Below are 23,935 nucleotides of genomic sequence, written 5' to 3' on the forward strand. Positions count from 1 at the left end.
TTTTCTCTAACTCCTTTATTCCGTTCTGGCAGGTTGAGCGTCCATTTGTGTATTCCATTGATACCAAGTATCGGTTTTGCGCAATTGCGCTGGGTCAAGCGTGCGAACCTGAGCCAGCCCCGCATCTCCCATTGTAATCTGCTGATTCTCAACAATCTGTAGCCATTGTTCCATACTTACTTCGACAGGACCCGGAATGACCCGCACCGGCGAAGGGATTTCATGCACTGGAGAATCAACCTGTTTGGGCTGTTGAAAGCCCTTTGAAGATTCTTGAGGTTGAGAAGAAGGCAAGGACGCCGGCATTTTCTGAAATAATTCACCCAGATGTGACTCTGGCATCTCGAAGGGGCGATGGATACCCACACTGCCCTTGAACACAGCCGTCTGCGTCGCAGTATCGCTCACTTCTAAGCTATAGGTCGTACCCAAAACAGCAGCCACAGAATGGCGCCCGCGTACAATCATTTTCTTTTGCGGAGCCGGACGCACCTGATTCCAAACCTTGCCCTTATTCAAACGGGCCATGGTTTGTCTTTTCGCGGGGTCGTCACTGATCAGAAGCAAATGGCTGGCTGAACCAATTCTCAGACGGGAACCGTCTGAAAAAGTAAGCTCGACACGCCCATTGCTGCCTGTGGTAACACTCTGACCAGGCTTGACCAATTGCCCTTTTTTAACATTGGTCTTGCCTGAAATATAAGAAACACGGCCACCAGCAGTCACTTTAAGTGTCCTAGGAGCCATCAGGAGCGGACTTAGCATCAACAGCCCCACCAGCAAAAGCCGAAAAGGACTGCGCTCTGTTTTTTTCATGCTGTATTCATCCATGCGCAGGTATTCTGGAATCCAGTAAGTATGGTACATATATAGTAGCATGTCAAAATCAAATTGACCCTGAAAATTTTACAGGCTTCAGTCGCTGAAAATCAGCCGGAATCTGAATCAAGACTCTAGACCTGTCAAAATCTTAAAAAAAAGCAAGCGTTTGGAGGGCTGTTTGGATGAGCGAAGAAAAACCCGGAGATGCAAATTCTGCATTCAAAGCACGTTTGGATGCCTTGCGTTCAAAAGGAGCTCCCAATCCCCCGGCACAAACCCCTTCTCTCAGAGATCGTCTGCAGCAGGGCGGCCCAGCCCCTTCGGGCGCAGCCAATATTCGCTCAAGTATTCAGGAGCGTTTTCGCACGAAACAAGCCGCTTCTCCCCCCACTGCAGCTCCGCAGTCTCAAAAAACGGAAACGCCCATTCAGTTTGAAAATCTTCAGGAAATTCCAAATACTCCTTCCCACAAACAGGAGGAAGAACGGACTGAAAGCTGGAATATGGAACAGGGCGGCATGTGCCCTTCCTGCCAATCCTTTAATAATGGAGGGGTGGCCTTCTGTAATTCCTGCGGTTATATGTTGCTGCGCAGTGAAATAGAAATTGAAGTGATTACCTCTTATCCTTTACAGGAAATCAAAGGATTGGCACATACCTTTGTCAATAAGCTCAAAGAGCTCAATATCCGCACCACTGAGGATATCCTCAGAGTCGCCAGCAACCGCAAAAACCGAGACATGATCTCAAAACGAACAGGTCTTTCTGAACGCTCAATCCTGAGATTGGTGCATACTGCAGATATCTGCCGAGTACCTTCAATGGGCCCTGAAAATGCAGCCATGCTTGAATTGATCGCCATTACCACCCTGGCCGAAATGATGAAACTCAAACCGCTCGAACTTTACAATAAAATTCAGCAGGCCAAGATCAAAATGAACCAACAGGGCATTCTCTTTTTACCCACGAAAAAGCAGGTGGCACAATGGTTTGAAGAAGCATCCGAACTGCAACCGATTAAGATCATTTAGCATTTTTGGCTTTACTCTCGGCAAAAGAACAGATCCTGTGTTAAGATGATCTCTCATTGGTTAATGATTATCATTGGATGAATGTGATTTTAAAAAAGAGGTTTTTGATTCCATGGCGAACTATAAATCTGCCAAAAAGCGCATCAAAGTAGCTGATCGCAACCGTGTGCAAAACTCCCTGGTCAAATCCCGTGCCCGTACCGCCATGAAAAAAGTAGTCCGTGCCTTGGGTGATAACAGTACTGATCTGGAGTCTTTGACCAAATTGGCCGTTAGCGAACTTGATAAGGCCCAAGCCAAAGGTGTTCTGCACAAAAATGCAGTCGCCCGTCACAAGAGCCGCCTTATGAAAAAAGTGAACGCGACCGCTCAAGCCTAATCAGCTTTCGTAAAAGATTTTGGCCTGCAATAGACACTCTATTGCAGGCTCTTTTCATGTCTGTATCTTTCGTTCAGGTCTTTCTCGACCTGTAAACCCGGTTCAAAACGGCACCAAAGCACTTAAAACTTAATCTTCTCTTGAACAAAACTATAAGAACGCTACTTTTAAAAGCTCGGAAGGGCCAATTAATGTTTCTTTTTAGACAAAGAAATCAACACAAAATCAACAATTTTTGAATAAATTGATTTACCTGGGTTGTATCTTCTTTGTTTTGAGAGTTGCCTTGGTTATAATGATTATCTATTAAAATACCATGCGATACAGACTCATTAGGAGACGTACAACACATGTTAAATATTGGTTATGGAAATATTGTTCCCCTCAATCGGATTATTGCCATTGTTTCCTCTGATTCAGCGCCCATCAAGCGTATGATTCATGAAGGCCAAAAAACCGGCAAACTGGTAGATGCCACCTACGGACGTAAAACACGCAGCGTGGTGATCACCGATTCCGGTCATATCGTGCTTTCTGCATTTACCGCTGATTCTTTGGCCAAGCGTGCAGATGGTTCCTATAACGAAAGCAATTCCCGCAAATCGGATGACTAATCATCACCTGATTTGCCGCGCTTTTTGAGGAGATAAATCATGCTAAATATTGGTTATAATCATCAGGTCGTGATCGATCAAATCATCGCCATTGTGGCGTCAGATTCTGCACCGATCAAACGCCTGATTCACCGCGCCAAGGATGCGGGAAAACTTTTTGACTGTACCAAGGGGAAACGCACACGCAGCGCCGTTGTGACGATGGACGAAGATGTTTATCTTTCGGCCTTCACTGCCGATTCTCTGGCCAACAGAATGGAAAGCGCCTACCACCTCAGCAAAGTAGTCAACGATCAATCCAATTGGATTCATCCCTTCTACCGGTAAATTTCAACACTTATATAAAGAGCCCGTGGAACTTCCTAAGGAAGGTCTGCGGGCTCTATATGTATGGTAGCGTCCAGAAGACCCGGAAACGCTGAATGTAGAGCATCTTTAACCTGATGAGAAAGCTCATGCGCCTGCGTCACCCGCAGATTGGGGTCCACCCAAATATGCAACTCCAGATAAATCGCATCAGACAAGCCGTGGGCCCGGATCTGATGACAATCATACACCCCTGACACGGCTTTGACTTTTTCGCGCACAAGCTCGCGATCAATTGGGGTTTGGTCAATTAAAATTCCCAGATTTTCACGAAAAAGCTGTACCGCCATTTTGCCAATCACCAGGGTAATCCCGAGAGAAACCAAGAGGTCCAACCAATACCAGCGCAGGGTAATCGCCCCCAATGAAACCAAAACAGAAAGTGAAACCAAGACATCGCTGCGGGTATGCATGGCATCCGAAAGCAAAAGGTGGCTGTTGAAGGCTTTGCCCGCACGGGTTTCATACCAAACCACCCAGAAATTGATCAGCACCCCCACCACCATGATCACGAATGAAAAAACTGAAACCTCAGGGGTGACAGGAGCCGAAAGCCGTGAGGCCACTTCTTTAATAATTTCCAGACAGGTCAGCCCCAACATCACGGCGATCAGCATTGAGGCAACGATTTCAGCCTTGCGGTGCCCATAGGGATGATCCTCATCGGGAGGATCAAAGGCATAGGCCACTGCTACAAAGCCCACGATATTGGAAGTGCTGTCCATTAGGGAGTGAAAACCATCAGCCACCATGCTGAGGGTATGGGTAAAATAGCCATAGCCCAGTTTGGCCAGGGCAATCACCAGATTGAGCACAAACGTAATCGCCAAAACCCTTACAATCTGAGACTTGCGCACACTTAAATCGAGCATATCATCATTCCTGTCTAAAAATGCAAAACGGGGAAGAAATCTTCCCCGTTTGCTTCAGTGGAGATGGCGAGAATCGAACTCGCGTCCACGCAACCCACTATACGAACGTCTACAGAACGTAGTCTGTGTATTAAAAATTTCATCTGGATTCACTCCCACAGACAGGATCAAATCCAAACTAACTGATGATCTTTCTGTTCAGCTTATCAGTATCAGCTAATCAGGCAACCACTATTTAGGCCCACTCTACTTCCGTGGCCCGAAGCAGAATGGGGCTTTCCTTTATTTAGGCAGCAACCGCCACGCGAGCGGGTGCAGCTTTCAACGAAGGAAGGGCAAACAGATTTTTCTTGTTTGCGTTTAAATTTTTGCCGATAGTTTTACGAGAACATCGACATTCTCGGCCCGCAGTCCGTACGATGATGTCAAGTGTCGAAGCCTTTACATCCCCGTGTAGGTTTATCTTAGCACAGCGATTTTGTGCAATACAAGCGGATCAGTCGAGGTAGTCGGGGTAAGGCAGAATGGCCTGGGCGTCAAAATAATAAAAGGTTTCAAGCGAATAGGGCCCAATGCCCATCGACTTCAGCTGAGCTCCCACCGGATGCTTGCCAAAAACCACCATTGAGGCTTCAGGTGAACGCGAAGAGGTCAGTGAACACTGCATTTTGACCTTGTTTTCGCAGACAATATTCTGCTTGATCGAGTAAAATTTGAGTTCTTTGTCCTGCTCACGCACGTATTCCGGGCGCTTGACGCGCAGGGTGAGAATCCGCTCTTCTTCAATCAGCTCAGTTTCCTGGGTACGGGGGTCGAGCATTTGATGGTTGATTTCAGCCAGAAAAATCGGGTAGCCCCAAATTTCGGTGCGGGCTTCAAAGGCTTCGCTGCTGGAAACCCCTTCTTTATAAATATAAAAGCCCTTATTGCCCCACGACTCTTCAAACCAGAGCGGCAGATAGGAAGGGGCCGGCCATTTGCCCAAGGTGACGGGAATGGCAATCGCCACCGAACGGTAAGGAGGAATGGAACCGTGCTGCACATGGGTTTGAATCATGGCCAGCGCACTGCGGTTATTGCCTCTGCGCACGGGATGCACCCGTTCATGGGGCATCATGGGCAAGAGAGGCTCTAAGCCACATTCAAAATAGGAAACGACTATTTCAGAACGGTACAGGCGAATCGGCATTTCAATGCCCGACTGCCCATCGGTCGTGACCTGAAGATCCTCAAAGATACTTTTGTGCCTGCTCATGCAGGTATTTTAACATCTTTCAGGCAGAGCCGAAAGAAGCAGGTGGCTGGAACAGAGGATTCTCACCCCGAGAAAATTCTGAGATAAAACTTTTTTCCCAGACCCCCAAAATCTCTTTTGAAGACATAAAAGCCCCCACTCCTCTTCACAAGGAAGAAAGCAAGAGGAGCCTAACCCACACTTCAAACAATCGCTTTGGAAGGTCTCGTAATCCGATCTCAAATCATGTTACGCTGTGTCTGACATCCTCCCCCCCTATAAGGAAAGAGGTTCCTGATTCAACGAGCGAACTTGTTTAAACTCTGTTCCCAGATTCAGACAGCGGTTCATCTCTTCTCAGGCGTTTCGACATCTCTGTGATGCCCGGTTTCTGTGTGCCCCACAGTACCGATCAATGCTAATCCTTTACTAAGTATATTCAATGCAGCATTGTGGTCTCGGTCTAGTTCTAAACCGCACGAATCACAACGATGCACCCGTTCATTCAGACTTTTTACAACCCTTTTACCACAACCACTGCAAGCTTGACTGGTATGATGGGCAGGAACTAAAACCAAAGCTTTGGAAAAAACTTGACTGAAATACTCTAACCATCGCTTAAGTTGATGCCAGCTTGCATCAGAAATTGCTTTTGCTAAGGTGTGGTTTTTCAGCATATTCTTTATTTGAAGATTTTCAATGACGACAAAATCGTAAGATTGGTACAACGCCCTCGCTGCCTTAATGGCGAAGTCTTTACGCTGTCTTTGTACTTTCAAATGTTTTTTAGCCAAGCGTTTGATTTGTTTTCTTCGATTGGATGAGCCTTCTTGTTTTCTTGAAAGTTTGCGGTGTTCTCGTTTAAGGGCTTTTTCTGACTGTTTCAAGACCCTGGGATTTTCTAGGATATGACCAAGGCTATCCGTCCAAAGATGTCTGATGCCCATATCTAAACCCACAATAGAGCCTGTGCTTGCAAGGCATTCTTTGCGGTCAATATCTAAACAAAATTGCGCATAATACCCATCAGCACGGCGCACAAGACGTACTCGCTTAATTTGATCTTGAAAGCCATTCAGGCATTGTTTGCCAATCAGTTTGAGAGTGCCAATGCCACACTTATCTGAAAAAAGAATTCGTTTGCAGCCTTCAACAAGCTTCCAGCCAGAGCGTTTGTACTCAACAGAACGATTATCCTTTTGGAATTTAGGATAACCCTTTTGACCGGAAATCTTTTTCTTACAATTTTCAAAAAAATTTGAAATAGCACTCCAGGCTCTTTCCGTGGCTTGCTGTCTGGCTGTTGAATTCAGTTTATCTGAAAATTCAAACTCTTTAGGAAGAGAAGCAGCCAGTTTGTAGAGATCATTCTTGCCTGCACCCCGGTTATCGACCCAATATCTTACAGCTTTGTTTCTGATAAACTGCACAATACGAATGGCCTCATCTATTGCTTGATATTGATGAGGTTTGCCTTTGAGCTTGAATTCATACACTAACATAGGGTTATTATACAAAAATTCAGACCCAATCTGATAGTGTTAAAATAGCTCAATCTGATAGTGTTAGAATAGTTAGTAAGATGTTATTATCACCCGTCTAACGATTGATACGCCTTTTATCTCATACCGACACCCCAAAGGTGCCTGAAAAGAAGGGGCCTGACGGCGTATCCAGTAAAAGCCGCAATTAACAAGGAGTTTCACGATGGTTCCCAAATTTTTCAAATACGCCCTGACCCTGCAAGCCGAGCTTTTGGCCATGGTCAGCGAAGAAATTCACAACAAAGCCGAAGATTTCGTGCGCCAGAATTCCGATGAAGGCTATGAAGCCTACCTTTCACAACTGGTCGACAATATCGAAAAAACCGTAGACACCCTGGCCACCCCCTTGGAGCCCCTGATTAAAACCGTCAACAAGCTGCAGGAAGATTTGCACCTGGGCACGCCCATGTCCCTCTCAGAAACCCTCGATCGCATGACGGAACATGTGCGCAGCATGCGTAAAAAACCTGAAGAAGCCTGATTCTTACAGCAACCGTGACCTTTATCTCCTCTTTGCGCCCAGGGCACCCCGATTTTCTCGATCTGCCCTGGGATCAGCCCTTGGAAAAATGGGTCGGGCTTTGCCCCCGGCTTGAAGATCTGCCTGTCGGCCTGAGCCGTCATCCGGTGGTTTTTGTAAGCTATCCCGAAGGGCTCTATGCACTGAAAGAACTGCCCGAACAGCTGGCTGAAAAAGAATACAATCTGCTGCGCCAGATCGAAGAGAAGCATCTGCCCGTGGTGCAACCCGTGGGCCAGGTCATTTTGGCCAAGCGCAGTGTCTTGATCACCCGCTATCTGGATCATTCCCTACCCTACCGCAGTCTGTTTTTGCGCCAAAGCTTAAAGGGCTATCGCAATTCTCTGCTCGATGCCATTGCCAGTCTGCTGGTGCAATTGCATCTGGCCGGCGTGTATTGGGGCGACTGCTCACTATCTAACGCCCTCTTCCGACGCGATGCCGGGGCTTTGCAGGCCTATCTGGTCGATGCTGAAACCTCAGAAATTCACGAAACACTATCCGACAGTCTGCGTTCCTACGAGCTGGATGTCATGGAAGAAAATATCAGCGGTTCGCTGGCCGATCTGGCCGCCATGGGCGCTTTGCCCGAAGACTATCCGATTTTTGAAACCGGCGCCTATATCCGTGAGCGCTACGAACATCTCTGGAAAGAGATCAACCGCGAAGAAATTGTACGCAAAGAAGAAACCTACCGCATCCAGGAGCGAATCCGGGCTTTAAATACCTTGGGATTCTCAGTCGACGAGGTCGTGCTGCAACCCGCCTCAGATGGCGAACGCCTGCGTATGCGCGCCCAGGTCACAGATCGCAGCTTTCACAAGGAAATGCTGCATGCCCTGACCGGCCTCGAAGCAGAAGAACAACAGGCCCGCAAAATGATGAACGAAATTCAGGAACTGCGGGCCCACCTCGTCAACCAAAACAACCGCAGCACCCCTGTCAGCGTCGCGGCCTATAAATGGCTGAATGAAACCTACCAAACGGTTTTAGACACGATCAAAAGCAAGCAGATGCAAGCCGACCCGCTGGAACTCTATTGCCAGGTTCTGGAACACAAATGGTATCTCTCCGAACAGGCCGCGCAGGATGTGGGCCACCAGAAAGCGCTCGAAGACTATCTCACCCACATTCTTCCCAGCAGCACCGAACTCTCTCCACCCCTGGAGAACGAAAAAGATTAAGATTTGGTGATCAATTCTCTCACGTTTCGTTAAAAATCGTGTTAAATTGAAGGATGGTTCTCTGCTCTAATCTGAGCTATTCTCTGTCTTTTTCGCCGCCTTTTCAGATCTTGGCCGCAAGGAGTTGAATCCTTGGGGGCACGCTCAAGGGTGAAAAAAACCAGAAACATGACAGCATCTATGAAAAATACACGAAACTAGAAGAAAGGATTTGGCAAACGCACTACCATGAAGAAAACGTCCATTTCTGGCCTCTTACAGATGACCGCCTTGCGCCCCCTGCGCATGACCCGGTTTGAGGCTGGGCAAAGATCAGCCCATTCAGGCCCCATGGCCCGGACCCGTAGTGTCGTTCATGCCAAAACGGCAGACGTGGAGGCAGTATTTTAATGCAATCTATGATTCTTTTTTTAATTCCCATTTTGGGATTGTTGGGCTTGGGCGTAATGGCCTATAAGTCCGCATGGGTCAGCCGCCAGGACGCGGGTGATGCCAATATGGTTGAGCTCTCAGGCTATATTGCCGAGGGGGCAATGGCCTTCTTGAAAGCAGAATGGAAAATTCTGAGCTATTTCGTCGTGATCGCAGGCGTTTTGCTGGCTTGGTCAGGTACTTTGGTGCCGACCTCTTCGCCTATCATCGCCGTATCCTTCGTGATCGGCGCGGTCTTCAGTGCCACCGCTGGCTATTTTGGCATGAAAATTGCCACCAAAGCCAATGTACGCACCACCCATGCCGCCCGTACCGACCTCAAAGGCGCTTTAAAAGTAGCCTTTACCGGGGGCACCGTCATGGGTCTGGGTGTGGCCGGCTTGGCTGTTCTCGGCCTGGGCTCGCTGTTTATCGTCTTTTATAATGTTTACGTGGTCAGCACCGGTGGTACAGTCAACGGCGTGGCCATGGAAAAAGCGCTCGAAGTACTGGCGGGTTTCTCGCTCGGTGCTGAATCGATTGCACTCTTTGCCCGTGTGGGCGGCGGGATTTATACCAAAGCCGCTGACGTGGGCGCCGACCTGGTTGGCAAAGTAGAAGCCGGCATCCCTGAAGATGACGTCAGAAACCCAGCAACCATCGCAGATAACGTCGGTGATAACGTCGGCGACGTCGCCGGCATGGGCGCTGACCTCTTTGGTTCCTATGTCGCCACCAACCTGGCCACCATGGTACTGGGCCGTGAAATCACAGTCAGCGATAATTTCGGAGGCTTGTCCCCGATCCTGCTGCCCATGGTTATTGCCGGTATGGGCATTATCTTCTCAATTATTGGCTGCGCGATGGTGAAAATCTCCGACGATAAGGGCGATGTACAGAAAGCACTGAATCTGGGCAACTGGACTTCCGTGATTCTGACCACGATTGCCTGCTTTTTCCTGGTGAAATGGATGCTGCCGCCTAGCATGTCCCTCAGAGGCCATGAATTCACCAGCATGGGTGTTTTCCTGGCGATTCTCGTGGGCTCGATTGTAGGCGCTCTGATGAGTCTTGTCACCGAATTCTACACCGCCATGGGCAAACGCCCCGTACTCTCGATTGTCAAACAGTCGGATACCGGAGCCGCTACCAATATTATTGGCGGCTTGTCTGTGGGCATGGAATCCACCTTGATTCCCACGATTATTCTGGCTGCTGGGATTTACCTCTCTCACCACTTCGCAGGTCTCTATGGGGTCGCCATTGCTGCTGCCGGCATGATGGCCACCACCGCCATGCAATTGGCGATTGACGCCTTCGGCCCGATTGCGGATAACGCCGGTGGAATCGCTGAAATGAGCGGACTGCCCAAAGAGGTACGTGCCCGTACCGATATCTTAGATGCCGTGGGCAATACCACTGCGGCAACCGGCAAAGGCTTTGCGATTGCCTCTGCAGCACTGACCGCGCTGGCACTTTTTGCAGCCTTTGTCGGTCTGGCAGGTATCAGCTCAATCGATATCTACAAAGCCGATGTTCTGGCGGGTCTCTTCGTCGGGGGTATGATTCCCTTCATTTTCTCTTCGCTGGCGATTGCGGCTGTGGGCCGTGCAGCGATGGAAATGGTGCAGGAAGTACGTCGCCAGTTCCGCGATATTCCCGGCATCATGGAGCACAAAGCCAAACCTGAGTACGACAAATGTGTCGCGATCTCAACCCAGGCTTCGATCAAAGAAATGATGCTGCCCGGCTCGATTGCCCTGATCACCCCCGTAATCGTGGGCTTTGCCTTCGGCCCTGAAGTTTTGGGCGGCCTGCTGGCGGGTGTCACCGTTTCAGGCGTACTGCTCGGCATGTTCCAGAACAATGCCGGTGGCGCATGGGACAATGCCAAGAAATCCTTTGAAGCCGGTGTTGAAATCAATGGCAAGATGGAATACAAAGGCAGTGATGCCCACAAAGCATCCGTGACGGGAGATACCGTTGGCGATCCTTTCAAGGATACCTCTGGCCCCTCCATGAATATTCTGATCAAATTGATGAGTATCGTGGCCTTGATTATTGCCCCGCATATCTCCGTCAAGGGAGCACATTCCGGCCATGCCGCAGCTCCGGCACAGGTTGAAGTCGTTGCCCAGGCAACCACACCCCATGTCGGTCTGAAGTAGATTCGGGATGCCCCGGCTCCTGTTCGCAGTTGGCAAAGGAGGGGTTCAAAAAAACACTCCTTTGCCAGCGCTTGTACTCGGCGAGGCTTTCGTAACCAGATTGTGGATACGAAAACCTCGCCTTTATTTTTTATCCCCCTGTTTCAATTTCCCAGGCCAAGCCCAGACCTTTCAAGCGCCCTTAAGGGCCGATCTCCCCAAAAAATGACCCACAGGTAGCTCACGCATGCTCTATTCTTTCTCAGCATTTACCGACCGCTCACTCCCCAGCCCTGGCCGCAAGGCCGAATCGCTGCTCTGGATGGTCAGACAGGGCTTGCCCGTGCCCAATGGTGCCTGTCTTTTGCCAGAGGCCTGTGAACGCTTTATTCAGAGTCAGGGCTGGGAATCTCTACTGGAAGCCTTCTGGCAGGGAGAACTGCCTTTTTCCGAGCTTGAAAAGCGCTTTGAAACCGCTCCCTTGCCCGGCCCGCTGAAAACAGCCCTGAGTACATTTTTAGAATCTCACCCCAACCAGCATTGGGCCGTGCGCAGCAGTGGCTTGCTCGAAGACCTGGAAGGCGCTTCTTTTGCGGGGCTTTATCTTACGCGCCTCAATATCCGGGGTCAGAGCGAACTGGAAGACGCTATCAAAGCCTGCTGGCTCTCGCAATACCATGAACGGGTGCAACACTATATCCAACGCCAGAACCTCGACCCCCGGCAGGTGCAAATGGGTGTGGTGCTTCAAGCCATGATTCCGGCAGAAAAAAGCGGCGTGCTTTTCAGCGTCAACCCTCTCAAAGGACGCGATACAGAAATGCTGATTGAGGCAGTCTACGGCCTTGGCGAAGCACTGGTAGGCGGCGAAGTCACGCCTTCTCAATACGGCTATGACTGGTCCAGCAAAACAGCAACCGAACGCCGTATCGGCGAGCAGAGCCGACAATTGCTCGCCATCCCCGAAGCCCCCTTTACCACTTGGCAGGAACTCAGCACAGAACAGAGCCAGACCTCCGTTTTGAGCCCTGCTGAACTGGAGAAACTGGTAGCCTTGGCCCTTCAGGTGCAAAGCACCTGTGGATATCCTGTAGATATTGAATGGGTCTTTGCCCAGAATCAATTCTGGCTGGTGCAGACTCGCCCGATCACCCGCCTGCACTACCAGGAAATTGCAGGGGAATGGACCACCGCCGACTTCAAGGATGGTGGGGTTTCATCCTCGGTTTGTACGCCTTTTATGTGGTCGCTCTATGACTATATCTGGGAAATTACCATGCCTGCCTATCTGCGCAAAACCCATCTGCTCGCACAGGAATCGGAATCTGCGCTGTGGGGAGACATGTTTTTTGGCCGCCCCTATTGGAATGTGGGCGCAGTCAAAGCCGGGCTCAAAGCCCTGCCAGGTTTTGTCGAGCGTGAATTTGATACGGATCTGGGCATTGAAGTCAGTTACGAAGGCCAGGGCTATACCACTCCCACCACGCCCAAAACCATCTGGCATGGCCTAAAAGTACTCTCCGCACTGGGAAAATCCTTTCAAGCCCGCCTGCAATTTTGTGAAAGCTTCGCCCCCAAGCAGCGTCAAAAACTGGAAAGTTTAAATTCAACCCAGGTCAAAGATTGGGACGACAGCCAGTTTTTCAGTTTTTATGCCGACGTTTTGCAAACGGATTATTTTCAGAGTGAGTCGGCTTATTTTTACCTGATCTTTGACAATTCAAATGTCACCACCCTGTTTAAAGACGCCCTCAAGCCCTATCGTGAGCGTATCAACTACCTCAATCTGATTTCAGGCCTGCGCGAAGTTTCGCATCTCAAACAAAACCTGGCGCTCTGGGATTTAGGCCGGAAAATCAAAGCAGATCCAGGGGCACTGGCCTATTGGCAGGAGACGCCCATTGCCGAGATCCATACCGCTTGGCAAAGCCAGGCTCCCCAACCTTTGATGGCTGAAATCACCGCCTTTATTCAGGAATTTGGCTACCATTCTACGCGTGAACTGGATCTGTTGGTACCCCGCTATAACGAAGACCCCAGTTTTGTCTTTGAAAGCCTCAAACACTTATTGCCGCTTGATCAGGCACAGGATCCACGGGTCTTGAACCAACGCCAGCATGAAGCCTATCTGCTCGAGCGGGAACGGCTGCTCCAAGGCATTCCCTTTTGGAAACGCAAAAAAATCCAGGCCCAATTGGATCAATTGCGCAGCTTTCTTTGGTGGCGCGAAGAACTGCGCGATCTTTCCTCACGCATGTATGAGCGCATCCGGCACTTTACCGTCGAACTGGCCCAGCGCTTACACCGGGCAGGTCAAATCGCAAGCCAGGAAGACGTTTTCTTTTGCCCTCTGTTTCAATTGCTTGATTTTTTAAACGGCAAACTGAGCCAAGCCGATTTTTCGGCCCTGATTCAACGCAACCGCCTTTATTATGATTCATTCCGCAATTTTACCAACCCCAATGAGATCGGCAGCCGTTATACCGGCGAAGAGCAAGCCCAGAGTACGGGCAGTCTGCTCAAGGGCGTGCCCTGTAGCCCAGGCGAAGTCACAGCGCGGGCCCGCGTAATTGTAGATATTTACGATGCCGACCGGCTTGAAAAAGGGGATATCCTGATTACACGCTTTACAGATCCTGGTTGGACCCCTGCCTTCAGTCAAATCGCCGGGGTGGCAACAGAAACCGGCGGCCTGCTTTCGCATGCCGCCGTGATTTCACGTGAATATGGGATTCCTGCGATTCTGGCGATTCCGGGCTTAACCCAACGGGTCAAGGATGGTCAAAGGATTCGCCTCGATGGCAACCGAGGCGAACTCGAGCTGCTGGACTAAGCCGCGTTCTCTTCAAGCTGTTCACTGAACTGCTCGATCGATTCACATTCCAAAGCAAGATCAAAGAGTTTATCCAAACGGGTGCCCACCTCAATTTTCTTGAGCAGATTGTGCACCCGACGGGGCACCTTGCTGAAACGCTTTTTGAGAATCTGGGCAATCCGTTTGCGTGAGCTTTCCTGAACAGCTTCACGAATCGCCTGGCGATCAGATTCAGGGCTTTCGGCATCCAGATCTGTCTCTTCATCTTCGTCCTCACTGCTTGACGGTGCAGGAATTGAAACAGATTGCGCTCCGCCCTTTTGCTGAATAGTCTCCTGAAAACCGTTGAGCACACCCATCAGATGCTCCATTTCACCGGCCAGGTCATCATGGTTGCTTTGCAGTTCTGCCAGAGCAGCTGCACTGGCATAGGCTTGGGCATAGGTTTCAGCCAAAAGTTTTTCACGGGATTCTTTTTCTTCAGCCTGCTGATGCAGGCTCAGGCGCAAAGCCCCCACTTCCTGCTGAAGTGCTTCAAGTTCCTGCTGAGATGCCCCCTGGGGCTCACGGTAAGGCACACTGGCCTGCCATTGGGTTTGAAAGCCTTCTGTATCTTCAGAAAAACTGTTTAAGAATTCAGAATGCGCTCCCAGAGCACCATGCACGGCATCAAAATCAGGCAAGGCTTCGGGAGCTGTCAAAGCCTGTTCCTGTAAATTTGCGAATTCCTGAGCAGTTTGCTTAAAGAGTGTGAACTGCTCTTGAAATTCAGCGTTCAGCTCTTGAAAACCCTCTTGAAAAAGCTCTGGAGAGCCTTCACGCATGACTTCTGGCTGCAAAGTAGCCAGAGCAACTGCTTGTTCCTGATAGCGCAGATTCAAATCAGCGCATAAACGGGCACAGTCCAAAAGAGGATAAAAATCGGGTAAAACAGAAGAACTGGGCTCAGCAACAACAGACTGGCGAGCAGCCCACAGCCGATGAACCGTATGCAGGGCATGTTGAAGGGTTTCAACCTCATGTGCCAGGGCATGGGTCTGGCCCCGCAACAGGTGAACTTCGCGGCTCAAATGCCACTGCTGCTCATCTAGATAATCCTGCGTGTGTTTTAGTCTTTCAACCAGAAACTGACGTTTTTCTTTCAGCTCGGTACACAGATTCCAAAGCGTCTGTATTTTCGTGTTCTGCATTGTGCTCTCTGAACTTTCCTGGTTTGCTTTCCCTGAAGATCTCTGTCAAGGGGATATACAACGCCTATTTTACCCTGTTTGCAAAAAAAATCCAAACGAGGACGCCAGGATTCTGATGGCTTTAACCCATCAGGGTTTTGGCGGAACTGGCCTCAGGACAATGCAGCAAGGAAAAGTACAAGATTTTATGCGCCAGCTCCTGTGGGGTTTCCATATAGGGACAATGGGTAAAATGCGCAGGTTCATGTAGTTTGACATGTCCTGGCAAATGGGTTTTAAAAAAGTCGAGATGGTTTTCAAGAATCCGATCCTGTTTTCCCCAAATCAGCAGCGCAGGTACCTGAAGTTCCTGAAGTTCTTCGGGTTGGAGCAAATTTTCAGTATGAAATTGAGCAATCAATTCACGCAATTCAGGCCGGGAAAAACGCTGACGCACTTCCTGAGCTATCAACCAACGGTAAAGCGGCGGTTTATTATACAAACGGTCCACAAAACTGGCGGGATTAAAACGGGTATGATGCGAAAAAATTTCTTCTAGTTGCTGAAGCTGTTCCCCTGTAATCCCCGCTCCTCCAGGTGAAGAGAGAATCAGCAAGCGCACCTTTTCAGGACTGCGGTTGGTAAAGCGTATCGCACCCAGTCCACCCAGCGAATTGCCGAACAGAATCACGGGTTCCAGGGGTTCGACAATGCGTATCATGGCCTCATAAAACTGCTGGCTCATGCTGGCGTCTAAAATCCCCGTCTGGGGCACATCACTGTAGCCGTGAACGGGCAAGTCCACGGCAATGATTCTTTTTGAATATCGGCGCAAACGTCTGAAAACAGGGGCCAATTCAGCAGCATAGGCACTCAGACCATGTAGAAAGATCATTGGCGGTAAACGCCCGAATCCTTGCGCCTCATAATAATGAATCTTTCCCAGAGAGGTTTCAGCATAGCGGCTGGCATAGCCATCCAAGCGCAAAAGTGTGCGGTAGCTGTCCTGTAAAAACTTTGAAAGCTTGGGAGTGGGCATCGCTCAGGCTCGCTGAAGCAGGAAAGAGATTAACTTTTTGCGCCGATAACGCAAAGAAAAACCGTGTGTAAAAAACCGTTCAGACATAGGCCTCAATGTGCAGGGGATATTGGGATTCTGGATCGACAAAATCAATTGTAGCATGTGCCCGAAGTGGTTATGTGCTATGATGAATCCTGTTATTTTATTATTAATTGCGCAGATATCAGGATGAACTGAAGATGTTTGAAAACCTGTCCGAGCGCTTCCAGGATGTCTTTCATAAAATCTGGGGCCATGGCAAAATCACTGAAGAAAATATTTCAGAGGCGCTGCGCGAAGTTCGCAGGGCCATGCTTGAGGCGGATGTCAATCTCCAAGTCATTAAAGGACTGATTGCCCGCATCAAGGAAAAAGCCCTGGGACAGGATGTTCTCAAAAGTCTCTCACCAGGCCAAGTTTTTATCAAAATCGTCAATGATGAATTGGTCGCCCTTTTGGGTGGCGAACACGAGCCGCTCCGTTATTCAGGTTCTCCCGGCATTATTATGATGGCCGGCCTGCAGGGTGCAGGCAAAACCACCACCTGTGGCAAATTAGCAGCTTATCTGCGCAAACAGGGCCGTCGCCCCTTGCTGGTAGCGGCGGATATTTACCGCCCAGCGGCTATTCAACAGTTGATCATTCTCGGCAAACAGGTGGGCGTACCGGTTTTTGACCTGCCTGATGCCAAACCGCTTGATATCTGCAAAGGTGCGCTGCAGGAAGCCAAAAACAAAGGCTACGATACCTTGATCCTGGATACTGCTGGCCGCTTGCATATTGATGAGGTTTTGATGGATGAACTGCGTTCAATTCGCAGCGAAATCAAACCCCACGAAATTCTGCTCGTCGTCGATGCCATGGTCGGTCAGGATGCCGTCAATATGGCAAAATCCTTCAATGAGGTTTTGGAACTGACAGGCATTGTCATGACCAAAATGGACGGGGATACCCGTGGTGGGGCAGCACTTTCAGTTAAAGAAGTCACCGGCAAACCGATCAAATTGATTGGCATGGGCGAAAAACTCGACGCGCTTGAAAATTTCTACCCTGAACGCATTGCCAGCCGTATTCTTGGCATGGGTGATGTGGTTTCACTGGTAGAAAAAGCACAGGAAGTCGTCAATGAAGAAGACGCGAAAAAGCTCGAAGAAAAACTGCGCAAGGCCAATTTTACACTCGAAGATTTTCTACAACAAATGCGTCAAATCAAAAAAATCGGCTCCCTGGAACAAATTATTGGCATGATTCCAGGAATTGGTGGAAAACTGGATCGCGATGCGATTGCAGGGGGTGAGCGCCAACTCAAAGTAGTTGAAGCCATCATTCAATCCATGACGCCTGAAGAACGCACACATCCAGAAATTATCAATGCCAGCCGTAGAAAACGCATCGCCAAAGGCAGCGGCAATACGGTTCAGGAAGTCGCTCAACTGCTTAAACAGTTCCAGGAAATGCAGAAAATGATCAAAAAGCTGTCAGGCAGCGGTCTTTTTGGCGGAAAGCCCAAAAAGAACATGATGCGTAAACAGCAGATGCAGGCCATGCGTTCGGCCATGAATAAACAATTTCCAATGGGTAAGTAATGAAAAAACGCCTGATTCCTCTGATTGCACTGATTTTAACCGCTTGTCCGGCCAATCCTCCGGCCAACCTCACCCCATCGGCCTCTCCAACCCCCACGGCAAGTCCTACACCCGTTCCTACGCCGGTGCCTACAGCAACGCCTCAACCCACAGCTGAGCCCACCACCACGCCCAGCGCAGAACCCACACCAACCCCCAGCCCGACTCCCTGGCCGGGAATCGTCTCCTCGCCAACACCTTTGCCCGTCAGTACCACCAATAGCATGGGCATGAACTTTGTGCGCATTGAAGCTGGCGCCTTTATCATGGGGTCTCCCAGCACAGAAACGGGACATACTTCAGATGAAACCCAGCGCAGCGTGACCCTGACCAAACCCTACCTGATTCAAACCACTGAAGTGACACAAGCTCAGTGGAAAGCCATTATGGAAAATAATCCAGCCCAATTTCAAAAGCCTGAAGATTTAAACCGCCCAATTGAATCCATCACTTGGGATCAGGTTCAGGATTTTCTGGCCCGTTTGAATGCAAAGGGCCCTGAAAAATACCGTCTGCCCACCGAAGCAGAATGGGAATACGCTGCCCGCGCAGGCGCCACAGGACTGTACTTCTTTGGGGACAATGCACGTTTTCTCAAAGACTTCGCCTGGTTTGTTGAAACCAGTGGCGATCCCCCCATGCCTCAGCCTGTTGGCAAAAAACGCGCAAATCTCTTTGGTCTCTATGATATTCAGGGCAATGTTTCTGAATTCGTGGCAGATAATTATACTGGCGAGATCAGCTCCGCTCCTCAGGTCGACCCGGTTGGCCCAGCAGCATCAGCCCACCGCCTTTACCGCGACTGCCACTATGCTCAACCGGCAGAGGCCTGTCGCTTAGCCGCCCGCCACCTGATCCGGCCAGACTTTGTGCTCAAAGGCCAGGTCGGATTCCGACTGGTGATGGAGTAAGCCCCTAAACCCTGCTGACCAAAGAACGCTGACGGCGATCCAGACAACGAAATTGGATCGCTTCAGCCAAATCGCTCAAGGCAATCTGTTCTCTGGCCTCAAGATCTGCCAGGGTACGTGCCACTTTTAAAATCCGCTCATAAGCCCTGGCACTTAAATCCAATTTTTGGACCGCAGCCTGTAAAAACGTGCGTGAATCACTATCCAAGCGGCAGTAATGCTGAAGATCACGTGGCAAAATCTCGGCATTCGTCTGATAAGCATGGGCAGAGAAACGCTCTCTTTGCAGTTCTCGGGCCTGGATCACGCGCTGACGGATATCCACACTGGGCTCTGACAGACGCTCCTGAACCAATTCCTGCTTATTCAGACGCGGCACCGACAGATGAAGGTCAATCCGATCCAAAAGCGGCCCCGATAACCTGCTCCAATAGCGTTCGATCTGACCTGGCGTACACACACAAAACTGAAGCGCATCGCCCTGATAACCACACGGACAGGGGTTCATGGCCGCTAGAAAGCAAAAACGGGAAGGATAGGTCACCGAATGCCCCGCACGGGCCAAAGTCACCTGTCCTTCTTCCAGGGGTTGGCGGAGCACTTCCAGCACCTCACGGCGAAACTCCAAAAGTTCATCCAAAAACAAAACCCCATGATCTGCCAAAGAAATTTCACCGGGACGGGGAATGCTGCTCCCCCCCACCAAACCAGCGATGGTAATCGAATGGTGCGGTGCACGAAAAGGGCGCTCCCGCAAAAGGCCCCTTCGTTTTTTCTGTCTGAATTGCCCACAGATACTGTGGATTTTGCTCACCTCCAAGGATTCATTCAGGCTTAAAAACGGTAAAATGCTGACAAAACGCTTGGCCAACATGGTTTTGCCCGAACCCGGAGGCCCCACCATCAAAAGATTATGCCCCCCTGCCGCCGCGATCTCCAAGCCCCGTTTTACAAAAGCATGTCCTTTGACCTCAGCGAAATCCAGTGCTGTTTCAGGTGAGGATTGAAACAAACAAGGTTCAGCAGGTTTTAAAGCTGAAAAATGCTCTGGATTCTGAAGAATCGCAAGGGCTTCCTGCAAGCTGTGGGCGGGATATACCTGAAGATCAGGCACCAAAGCGGCTTCAGGCGCACTCTCAGCCGAAAGCAATATGTATTTCTTACCGGCCTGGCGTGCCGCCAACGCCAAAGCCAAAGCCCCCTGAACCGGCCGCAAGGTACCGTTCAGGGAAAGCTCTCCTGCAATCACCCATTCATGAATCGCGGCACAGGGCAATTGCTCCGATGCAGATAAAATGCCCAAGGCCACCGCCAGGTCAAAATTGGGCCCCGTTTTACGCGTACTGGCTGGCGCCAGATTGACCGTGATTTTAAGAGGGGGGAAATTCAATCCTGAATTGCGAATCGCACTGCGTACCCGCTCACGGGCCTCCTGAACAGCGGTATCCGGCAACCCCACCAAAACCATACCGGGTAAACCGTAGGATAAATCCACCTCTATATCCACAAGATAAGCCTCAACACCATAAATCGCAGCGCTGTAGATCGTTGCCAGCATAGAAAAACTCCTTTTTTTTCAGACTAGCATCGCAAAACCCTGTTCATGGGGTGTTAAAAGCGCAAATCATGGATTTGTGTATCCTAAGTGTTAATCAAGCCGGCTTGATACCCAACTGAAACACTCAGAAAAAGCAAAAAACAGAAAAGACCACTCAGAAAGTCTGAGGGTCTTTATCTTGTCTTTTAATTGGTTGGGGTGGGCGAACCCACCTGACTAATTAATTGGTAACGGTCAAACGTACTTTGGAAGAACGGCGGCCTTTTGCGTCACCTTTACGTTCAAAGGTCACTTCAATTTCGTCACCGCTGGTGGGAGCGCCAAAATCTGCAACCCAAGTAAATTCAATTTTTGTATCGACAACACTCAAATTAAACAGGGAAACATTATTTTCTTTGCTCACGCCATCAACAACCAAAGGTATTGTTGCTGAACTTGCCTTTACCTGTAAAAACTGATAGCTATCCAAACTACCTAAACCGCTTCCAGTAATGGCATATGTATATCTGAATTTATCACCTTTCATTGCAGTAGCACCTGTAATCTGGGCATCAGCAGTGGGGTCTGCAGTGGGGGTCGCAATGGGAGCCGGCGTTCCAGGAACGCTGCTGGGGGTTGCAGCAGGAGTCGGTGTAGCGCTCTCAGCAGGTGAGGGCGATGCTGCAGGACTTTCTGTTGCGGAAGGGCTGGTAGAGGGTTTGGGATTCTCAGCGGGGTTAGGACCACAAGCCACCAGAGCGAGGGTAAGGCTTGCTGCGGTCAGTATAGATTTTTTCATGCTCATTTTCTCCTTGCAAATCTGTCTTGAATATGATTTCGTGTATTTTGATATTCGGCGCTTTTCGCGTTCTATTAAACACTGTAGTATACCTGACTTTGTTGGGATCGTCATCCTACAGGCTCAGGCGGTACCTCCTTCAAGCTTCTTGAGTCGGGCAATTGCCTTGTCCAGAAAGCTTTTCTGACTGGGTTGGCCCTTCGCTACCTCGATATATTTTTTCCAGGTAGCAATGGCTTCCGTTTTCATTTTTTCCTGCTCATAAAGCTGAGCGAGGTTATATAAAGCGCTCAAATGGCTCCCATTGGCCTTGATCGCTTTTTGGTAATGGTCAATGGCTTTGGAAATTTGATTTTGGTGTTCAAAAAGATTTCCCAAGCCATAAAACGCATTGGCATCCTGGGCATTGATTGCCAAAACTTTTTGAAAATAGCTTTCCGCCTCGGCGTATTTTTTGAGCTTTTCATAGCCATAGGCAATATTGGTCAAAAAATCTTCGCGTTCAGGAAGCTGTTCAGACAATTCTTTGAAATAACTTACCGACAAAGCATAATCCCCTTTGCCAAAGAGCAGCATCGCAGCACGTTCTTTCAGATCCTGATCCCCAGGATAACGTTTAAGCCCTTCCTGCAAAAGCGAAAGGGCTTTATCTGCTTTTTTCTGCATTGCGAAACATTCACTGACCTGCAAATAAAGCTGCAAGAGATCCAGCTTACGGGCAAAAGCCTGCTCGCCTGTTTCACTGCACTTCTGCCATTGCTGGGTATAGGCATAGGACATGGCCAGTTTGGCCAACGCCGCACTGTTATTGGCATCTTTTAGCTGAACCTGCTCAAAAAGCGGAATCGCTTCTTCAAATTGATTTTTAATAAAATGTGCATTCGCTTCTTCATAAAGCTGCTGGGCAGAGGGGCTGCAAGCCACCAATGCCAGGCTGGAAAACCCGATCAAAAGCTTAGATTTCATTGAGACGAATTACCCGAAAAACCTTGCCATTTTTTTCAAGTCGCGCAAAATAGCCATTGGAGCGATAAGGAACTTCCTGCCCTTTTTTCAAGGATTTAAAATCTTCAATATCATTCCAATCCACCATATAGGTGATATTGTCATCCAAGGTTACAAAATAAGCGTCCATGGCGCCATAATTCAACTCTGTTTTTTTGCCCGACTTGAGATCCACCTCAAGATAAAGGGCAACCCGAATATTGGGCTCCAAAGAAAAATCAACGACTTTGCCTTTGCCGCGTTCCTGCCCCCCGGGATCCAAACTGGGATTCTCACAGGCTGGCAAAAAGCATAAAAACACAAGCAAAAGAAAATTCAATATGTTTAGAAATTTGCGAGATGAGTGCTTCATAAAAACTAAATTTCTCAATACCCTAACTTGATGTTTCTGTTATACGCAAACGATAATGCGCCTTGTCATAGAGATACAGGTTGCCTTTGGTATCAAAACCAAAGGTAGTGGGTTGAATTTCTATTACCTTCAGATCGAGCAATGAAGTCACATATTCAGTCGTTCGCCCATTGCCAGCCACGTCCTGAATGAACCCATTGGCCTGAATCCGGCGGATACGATTGTTACGTGAATCGATCAAATACAAAAGACCATCCGGGCCAAAATTTAATTCGGTAGGATAATAAAAATTGGCCAAAAGCGAAGCAAAATTATCGCCATTATAGCCTTCCTGGCCTGAACCGGCATAAACATCCATCCTGTCATTCTGAATCCGGCGAATGGTATTGGATTTACTAGTAAAATAAACACCGCCATAGGGATCACAGGCAATATAGGTAGGTTCTTTCAGGCGTGCCTTATAGGCCGGGCCGCCATCCCCTGAGGTTTCACCGATCGGGATATAGGAGGGAACTTCATCATCTAAACGGCCATTGCCATTGGTGTCCACCACTTTGGTATCAGGCGTATATTGCCCTGCAACCGTTGACATTTTGCCCTCTGGTGTCACTTTGCGAATCAAATGGTTGCCCGTATCGGTGATATAGAGATTGCCAAAGGGATCCAAAGCCACGTCAGTGGGTTGATTCATGCTCTGCTCAGTCGCAATCCCATCCCCGGTAAAACCCTGGCGGCCATTGCCAGCCACAACCGTATGTGTAAAATCTTTTTTATCCACCCGAATCACCCGGTGGGCATTCTGCTCAACAATATAAAAATATCCGTTTTTACGGTCAAAAGCCATGCCCGTGGGCGTATTCAAATCGGTTTTGCGTACCCAAAACAGGCGATAATCAGGTACAAAATTCACATTGGTGGTGGGACGCGTAATTTCTGGGGTGATATAGACCAAACGCCCATTGGAGCGATCGAGCATCCAGATATTGCCTTCATTATCAGCTTCAATCGCAGTCATATTCTCAGGCATGGGGGCAACATCTGTACGGGAACCATTTTCTGCAGTGCCGGGCTTATCAAGCCCCGCAATGGTTTTCAAACGCACAAACTGAATTTCAGGCAAAAGGCTGGGGCCGGGCACAGGCGTGGTCGTAGGCTGGGGAGAGGGTTCAGGGGTGGGGCTGGCCGTAGCCTCAGGGGAAGGTGTTGCTGTAGGTTGAGGAGTAGCAACAGGTTCAACTGTGGGCAGAGGGGTTGGAAGCGCAGAGGAAACCGCAGTTGGAGAGGCCGAAGGCACAGGTGTATTAACCGGCGAAGGAGAGGGGCTAGAGCCCGTAACAGGAAGCCCAGGCTGACAGGCCACCAGGAACAAAAGCGCAAAACCTGCGCTCAGTTTATGAATTGTCAGCTGCATATCTGCCATGTTCAATTTTCCTGTAAAATTTCGTCTGCTATATTCTGACGTAGAAAAAGGCTGGATTGTTCCCTACTGCTCTAGGTCAGTAAATACATTATGGATCATTTTAAGCCATTGCGTCAGT

Annotated in this window: 21 protein-coding genes, 1 other RNA gene and 1 pseudogene; 11 read left to right on the top strand and 12 right to left on the bottom strand. The window is 49.3% G+C overall.

Annotated elements, in window-relative coordinates; translation table 11 throughout:
- Positions 1 to 15 precede the first annotated feature (15 nt).
- Positions 16 to 879, bottom strand: coding sequence for a hypothetical protein (locus COW20_21600; protein PIW44957.1), 864 nt, complete (start codon positions 877 to 879; stop codon positions 16 to 18).
- Between the two features lie 125 nt (positions 880 to 1,004).
- On the opposite strand from COW20_21600, the gene COW20_21605 reads away from it, so the two are divergent.
- The 4 genes from COW20_21605 to COW20_21620 all read left to right on the top strand — a co-directional run bounded on the left by COW20_21605 (position 1,005) and on the right by COW20_21620 (position 3,173).
- The gene (locus tag COW20_21605) at positions 1,005 to 1,853 is read left to right on the top strand and encodes a hypothetical protein (protein ID PIW44958.1); all 849 of its coding nucleotides are present in this window, start codon (positions 1,005 to 1,007) and stop codon (positions 1,851 to 1,853) included.
- 112 nt (positions 1,854 to 1,965) lie between these two features.
- Positions 1,966 to 2,232, top strand: a complete 267-nt coding sequence (locus tag COW20_21610) for a 30S ribosomal protein S20 (protein ID PIW45132.1) — start codon at positions 1,966 to 1,968, stop codon at positions 2,230 to 2,232.
- A 350-nt stretch (positions 2,233 to 2,582) separates the two neighbouring features.
- On the top strand, positions 2,583 to 2,846 hold the full coding sequence (locus tag COW20_21615; protein ID PIW44959.1) for a hypothetical protein: 264 nt from the start codon (positions 2,583 to 2,585) through the stop codon (positions 2,844 to 2,846).
- 39 nt (positions 2,847 to 2,885) lie between these two features.
- A complete protein-coding gene (locus COW20_21620; protein PIW44960.1) occupies positions 2,886 to 3,173 on the top strand; it encodes a DUF370 domain-containing protein in 288 nt (95 codons plus the stop codon).
- Between the two features lie 35 nt (positions 3,174 to 3,208).
- Here the strand turns inward: COW20_21620 and COW20_21625 are convergent, their stop codons facing one another.
- The 4 genes and pseudogenes from COW20_21625 to COW20_21640 form a co-directional block, all read right to left on the bottom strand.
- The gene (locus tag COW20_21625; protein PIW44961.1) at positions 3,209 to 4,084 is read right to left on the bottom strand and encodes a cation transporter; all 876 of its coding nucleotides are present in this window, start codon (positions 4,082 to 4,084) and stop codon (positions 3,209 to 3,211) included.
- Between the two features lie 55 nt (positions 4,085 to 4,139).
- Positions 4,140 to 4,535: a transfer-messenger RNA gene (gene ssrA / locus COW20_21630) on the bottom strand.
- A gap of 45 nt (positions 4,536 to 4,580) precedes the next feature.
- The gene (locus COW20_21635) at positions 4,581 to 5,339 is read right to left on the bottom strand and encodes a hypothetical protein (protein PIW44962.1); all 759 of its coding nucleotides are present in this window, start codon (positions 5,337 to 5,339) and stop codon (positions 4,581 to 4,583) included.
- A 398-nt stretch (positions 5,340 to 5,737) separates the two neighbouring features.
- Positions 5,738 to 6,820, bottom strand: a pseudogene (locus tag COW20_21640) (transposase).
- A 205-nt stretch (positions 6,821 to 7,025) separates the two neighbouring features.
- Here COW20_21640 and COW20_21645 point away from each other — a divergent pair.
- From COW20_21645 to COW20_21665, 5 genes are all read left to right on the top strand, one after another.
- A complete protein-coding gene (locus tag COW20_21645; protein ID PIW44963.1) occupies positions 7,026 to 7,343 on the top strand; it encodes a hypothetical protein in 318 nt (105 codons plus the stop codon).
- The gene (locus COW20_21650) at positions 7,343 to 8,566 is read left to right on the top strand and encodes a DUF4032 domain-containing protein (protein PIW44964.1); all 1,224 of its coding nucleotides are present in this window, start codon (positions 7,343 to 7,345) and stop codon (positions 8,564 to 8,566) included. Before COW20_21645 ends, COW20_21650 begins: the two co-directional genes overlap by 1 nt.
- A gap of 389 nt (positions 8,567 to 8,955) precedes the next feature.
- Positions 8,956 to 11,145, top strand: a complete 2,190-nt coding sequence (locus tag COW20_21655) for a sodium-translocating pyrophosphatase (GenBank protein PIW44965.1) — start codon at positions 8,956 to 8,958, stop codon at positions 11,143 to 11,145.
- Between the two features lie 7 nt (positions 11,146 to 11,152).
- Positions 11,153 to 11,353: a hypothetical protein gene (locus tag COW20_21660; protein ID PIW44966.1), complete on the top strand. Its 201-nt coding sequence runs from the start codon at positions 11,153 to 11,155 to the stop codon at positions 11,351 to 11,353.
- Between the two features lie 18 nt (positions 11,354 to 11,371).
- Complete coding sequence (locus tag COW20_21665; GenBank protein ID PIW44967.1) at positions 11,372 to 13,957, top strand: hypothetical protein; 2,586 nt, start codon at positions 11,372 to 11,374, stop codon at positions 13,955 to 13,957.
- Here the strand turns inward: COW20_21665 and COW20_21670 are convergent.
- Together COW20_21670 and COW20_21675 are read right to left on the bottom strand one after the other, a co-directional pair.
- Positions 13,954 to 15,129, bottom strand: a complete 1,176-nt coding sequence (locus COW20_21670) for a hypothetical protein (protein ID PIW44968.1) — start codon at positions 15,127 to 15,129, stop codon at positions 13,954 to 13,956. The two genes, COW20_21665 and COW20_21670, sit on opposite strands and share 4 nt — an antisense overlap.
- 121 nt (positions 15,130 to 15,250) lie before the next feature.
- Positions 15,251 to 16,147, bottom strand: coding sequence for a hypothetical protein (locus COW20_21675; GenBank protein PIW44969.1), 897 nt, complete (start codon positions 16,145 to 16,147; stop codon positions 15,251 to 15,253).
- A 221-nt stretch (positions 16,148 to 16,368) separates the two neighbouring features.
- On the opposite strand from COW20_21675, the gene COW20_21680 reads away from it, so the two are divergent.
- Both COW20_21680 and COW20_21685 read left to right on the top strand, forming a co-directional pair.
- Positions 16,369 to 17,754 carry a signal recognition particle protein gene (locus COW20_21680; protein ID PIW44970.1) on the top strand — a complete coding sequence of 462 codons (1,386 nt, stop codon included), beginning with the start codon at positions 16,369 to 16,371 and terminating at the stop codon, positions 17,752 to 17,754.
- Positions 17,754 to 18,704, top strand: coding sequence for a formylglycine-generating enzyme family protein (locus COW20_21685; protein ID PIW44971.1), 951 nt, complete (start codon positions 17,754 to 17,756; stop codon positions 18,702 to 18,704). The genes COW20_21680 and COW20_21685 overlap by 1 nt, the downstream gene beginning before the upstream one ends.
- A gap of 4 nt (positions 18,705 to 18,708) precedes the next feature.
- Here COW20_21685 and COW20_21690 read toward each other — a convergent pair whose 3' ends face one another.
- The 5 genes from COW20_21690 to COW20_21710 form a co-directional block, all read right to left on the bottom strand.
- Positions 18,709 to 20,262 carry a hypothetical protein gene (locus COW20_21690; GenBank protein ID PIW44972.1) on the bottom strand — a complete coding sequence of 518 codons (1,554 nt, stop codon included), beginning with the start codon at positions 20,260 to 20,262 and terminating at the stop codon, positions 18,709 to 18,711.
- Positions 20,263 to 20,482: 220 nt separating this feature from the next.
- Complete coding sequence (locus COW20_21695) at positions 20,483 to 21,040, bottom strand: hypothetical protein (protein PIW44973.1); 558 nt, start codon at positions 21,038 to 21,040, stop codon at positions 20,483 to 20,485.
- A 123-nt stretch (positions 21,041 to 21,163) separates the two neighbouring features.
- Positions 21,164 to 22,006: a hypothetical protein gene (locus COW20_21700; GenBank protein ID PIW44974.1), complete on the bottom strand. Its 843-nt coding sequence runs from the start codon at positions 22,004 to 22,006 to the stop codon at positions 21,164 to 21,166.
- Positions 21,996 to 22,364, bottom strand: a complete 369-nt coding sequence (locus COW20_21705; protein ID PIW44975.1) for a hypothetical protein — start codon at positions 22,362 to 22,364, stop codon at positions 21,996 to 21,998. The genes COW20_21700 and COW20_21705 overlap by 11 nt, the downstream gene beginning before the upstream one ends.
- 55 nt (positions 22,365 to 22,419) lie before the next feature.
- A complete protein-coding gene (locus tag COW20_21710; protein PIW44976.1) occupies positions 22,420 to 23,817 on the bottom strand; it encodes a hypothetical protein in 1,398 nt (465 codons plus the stop codon).
- Positions 23,818 to 23,935: the final 118 nt, after the last annotated feature.

This window comes from bacterium (Candidatus Blackallbacteria) CG13_big_fil_rev_8_21_14_2_50_49_14 (genome assembly GCA_002783405.1).
GTDB lineage: Bacteria > Cyanobacteriota > Sericytochromatia > UBA7694 > UBA7694.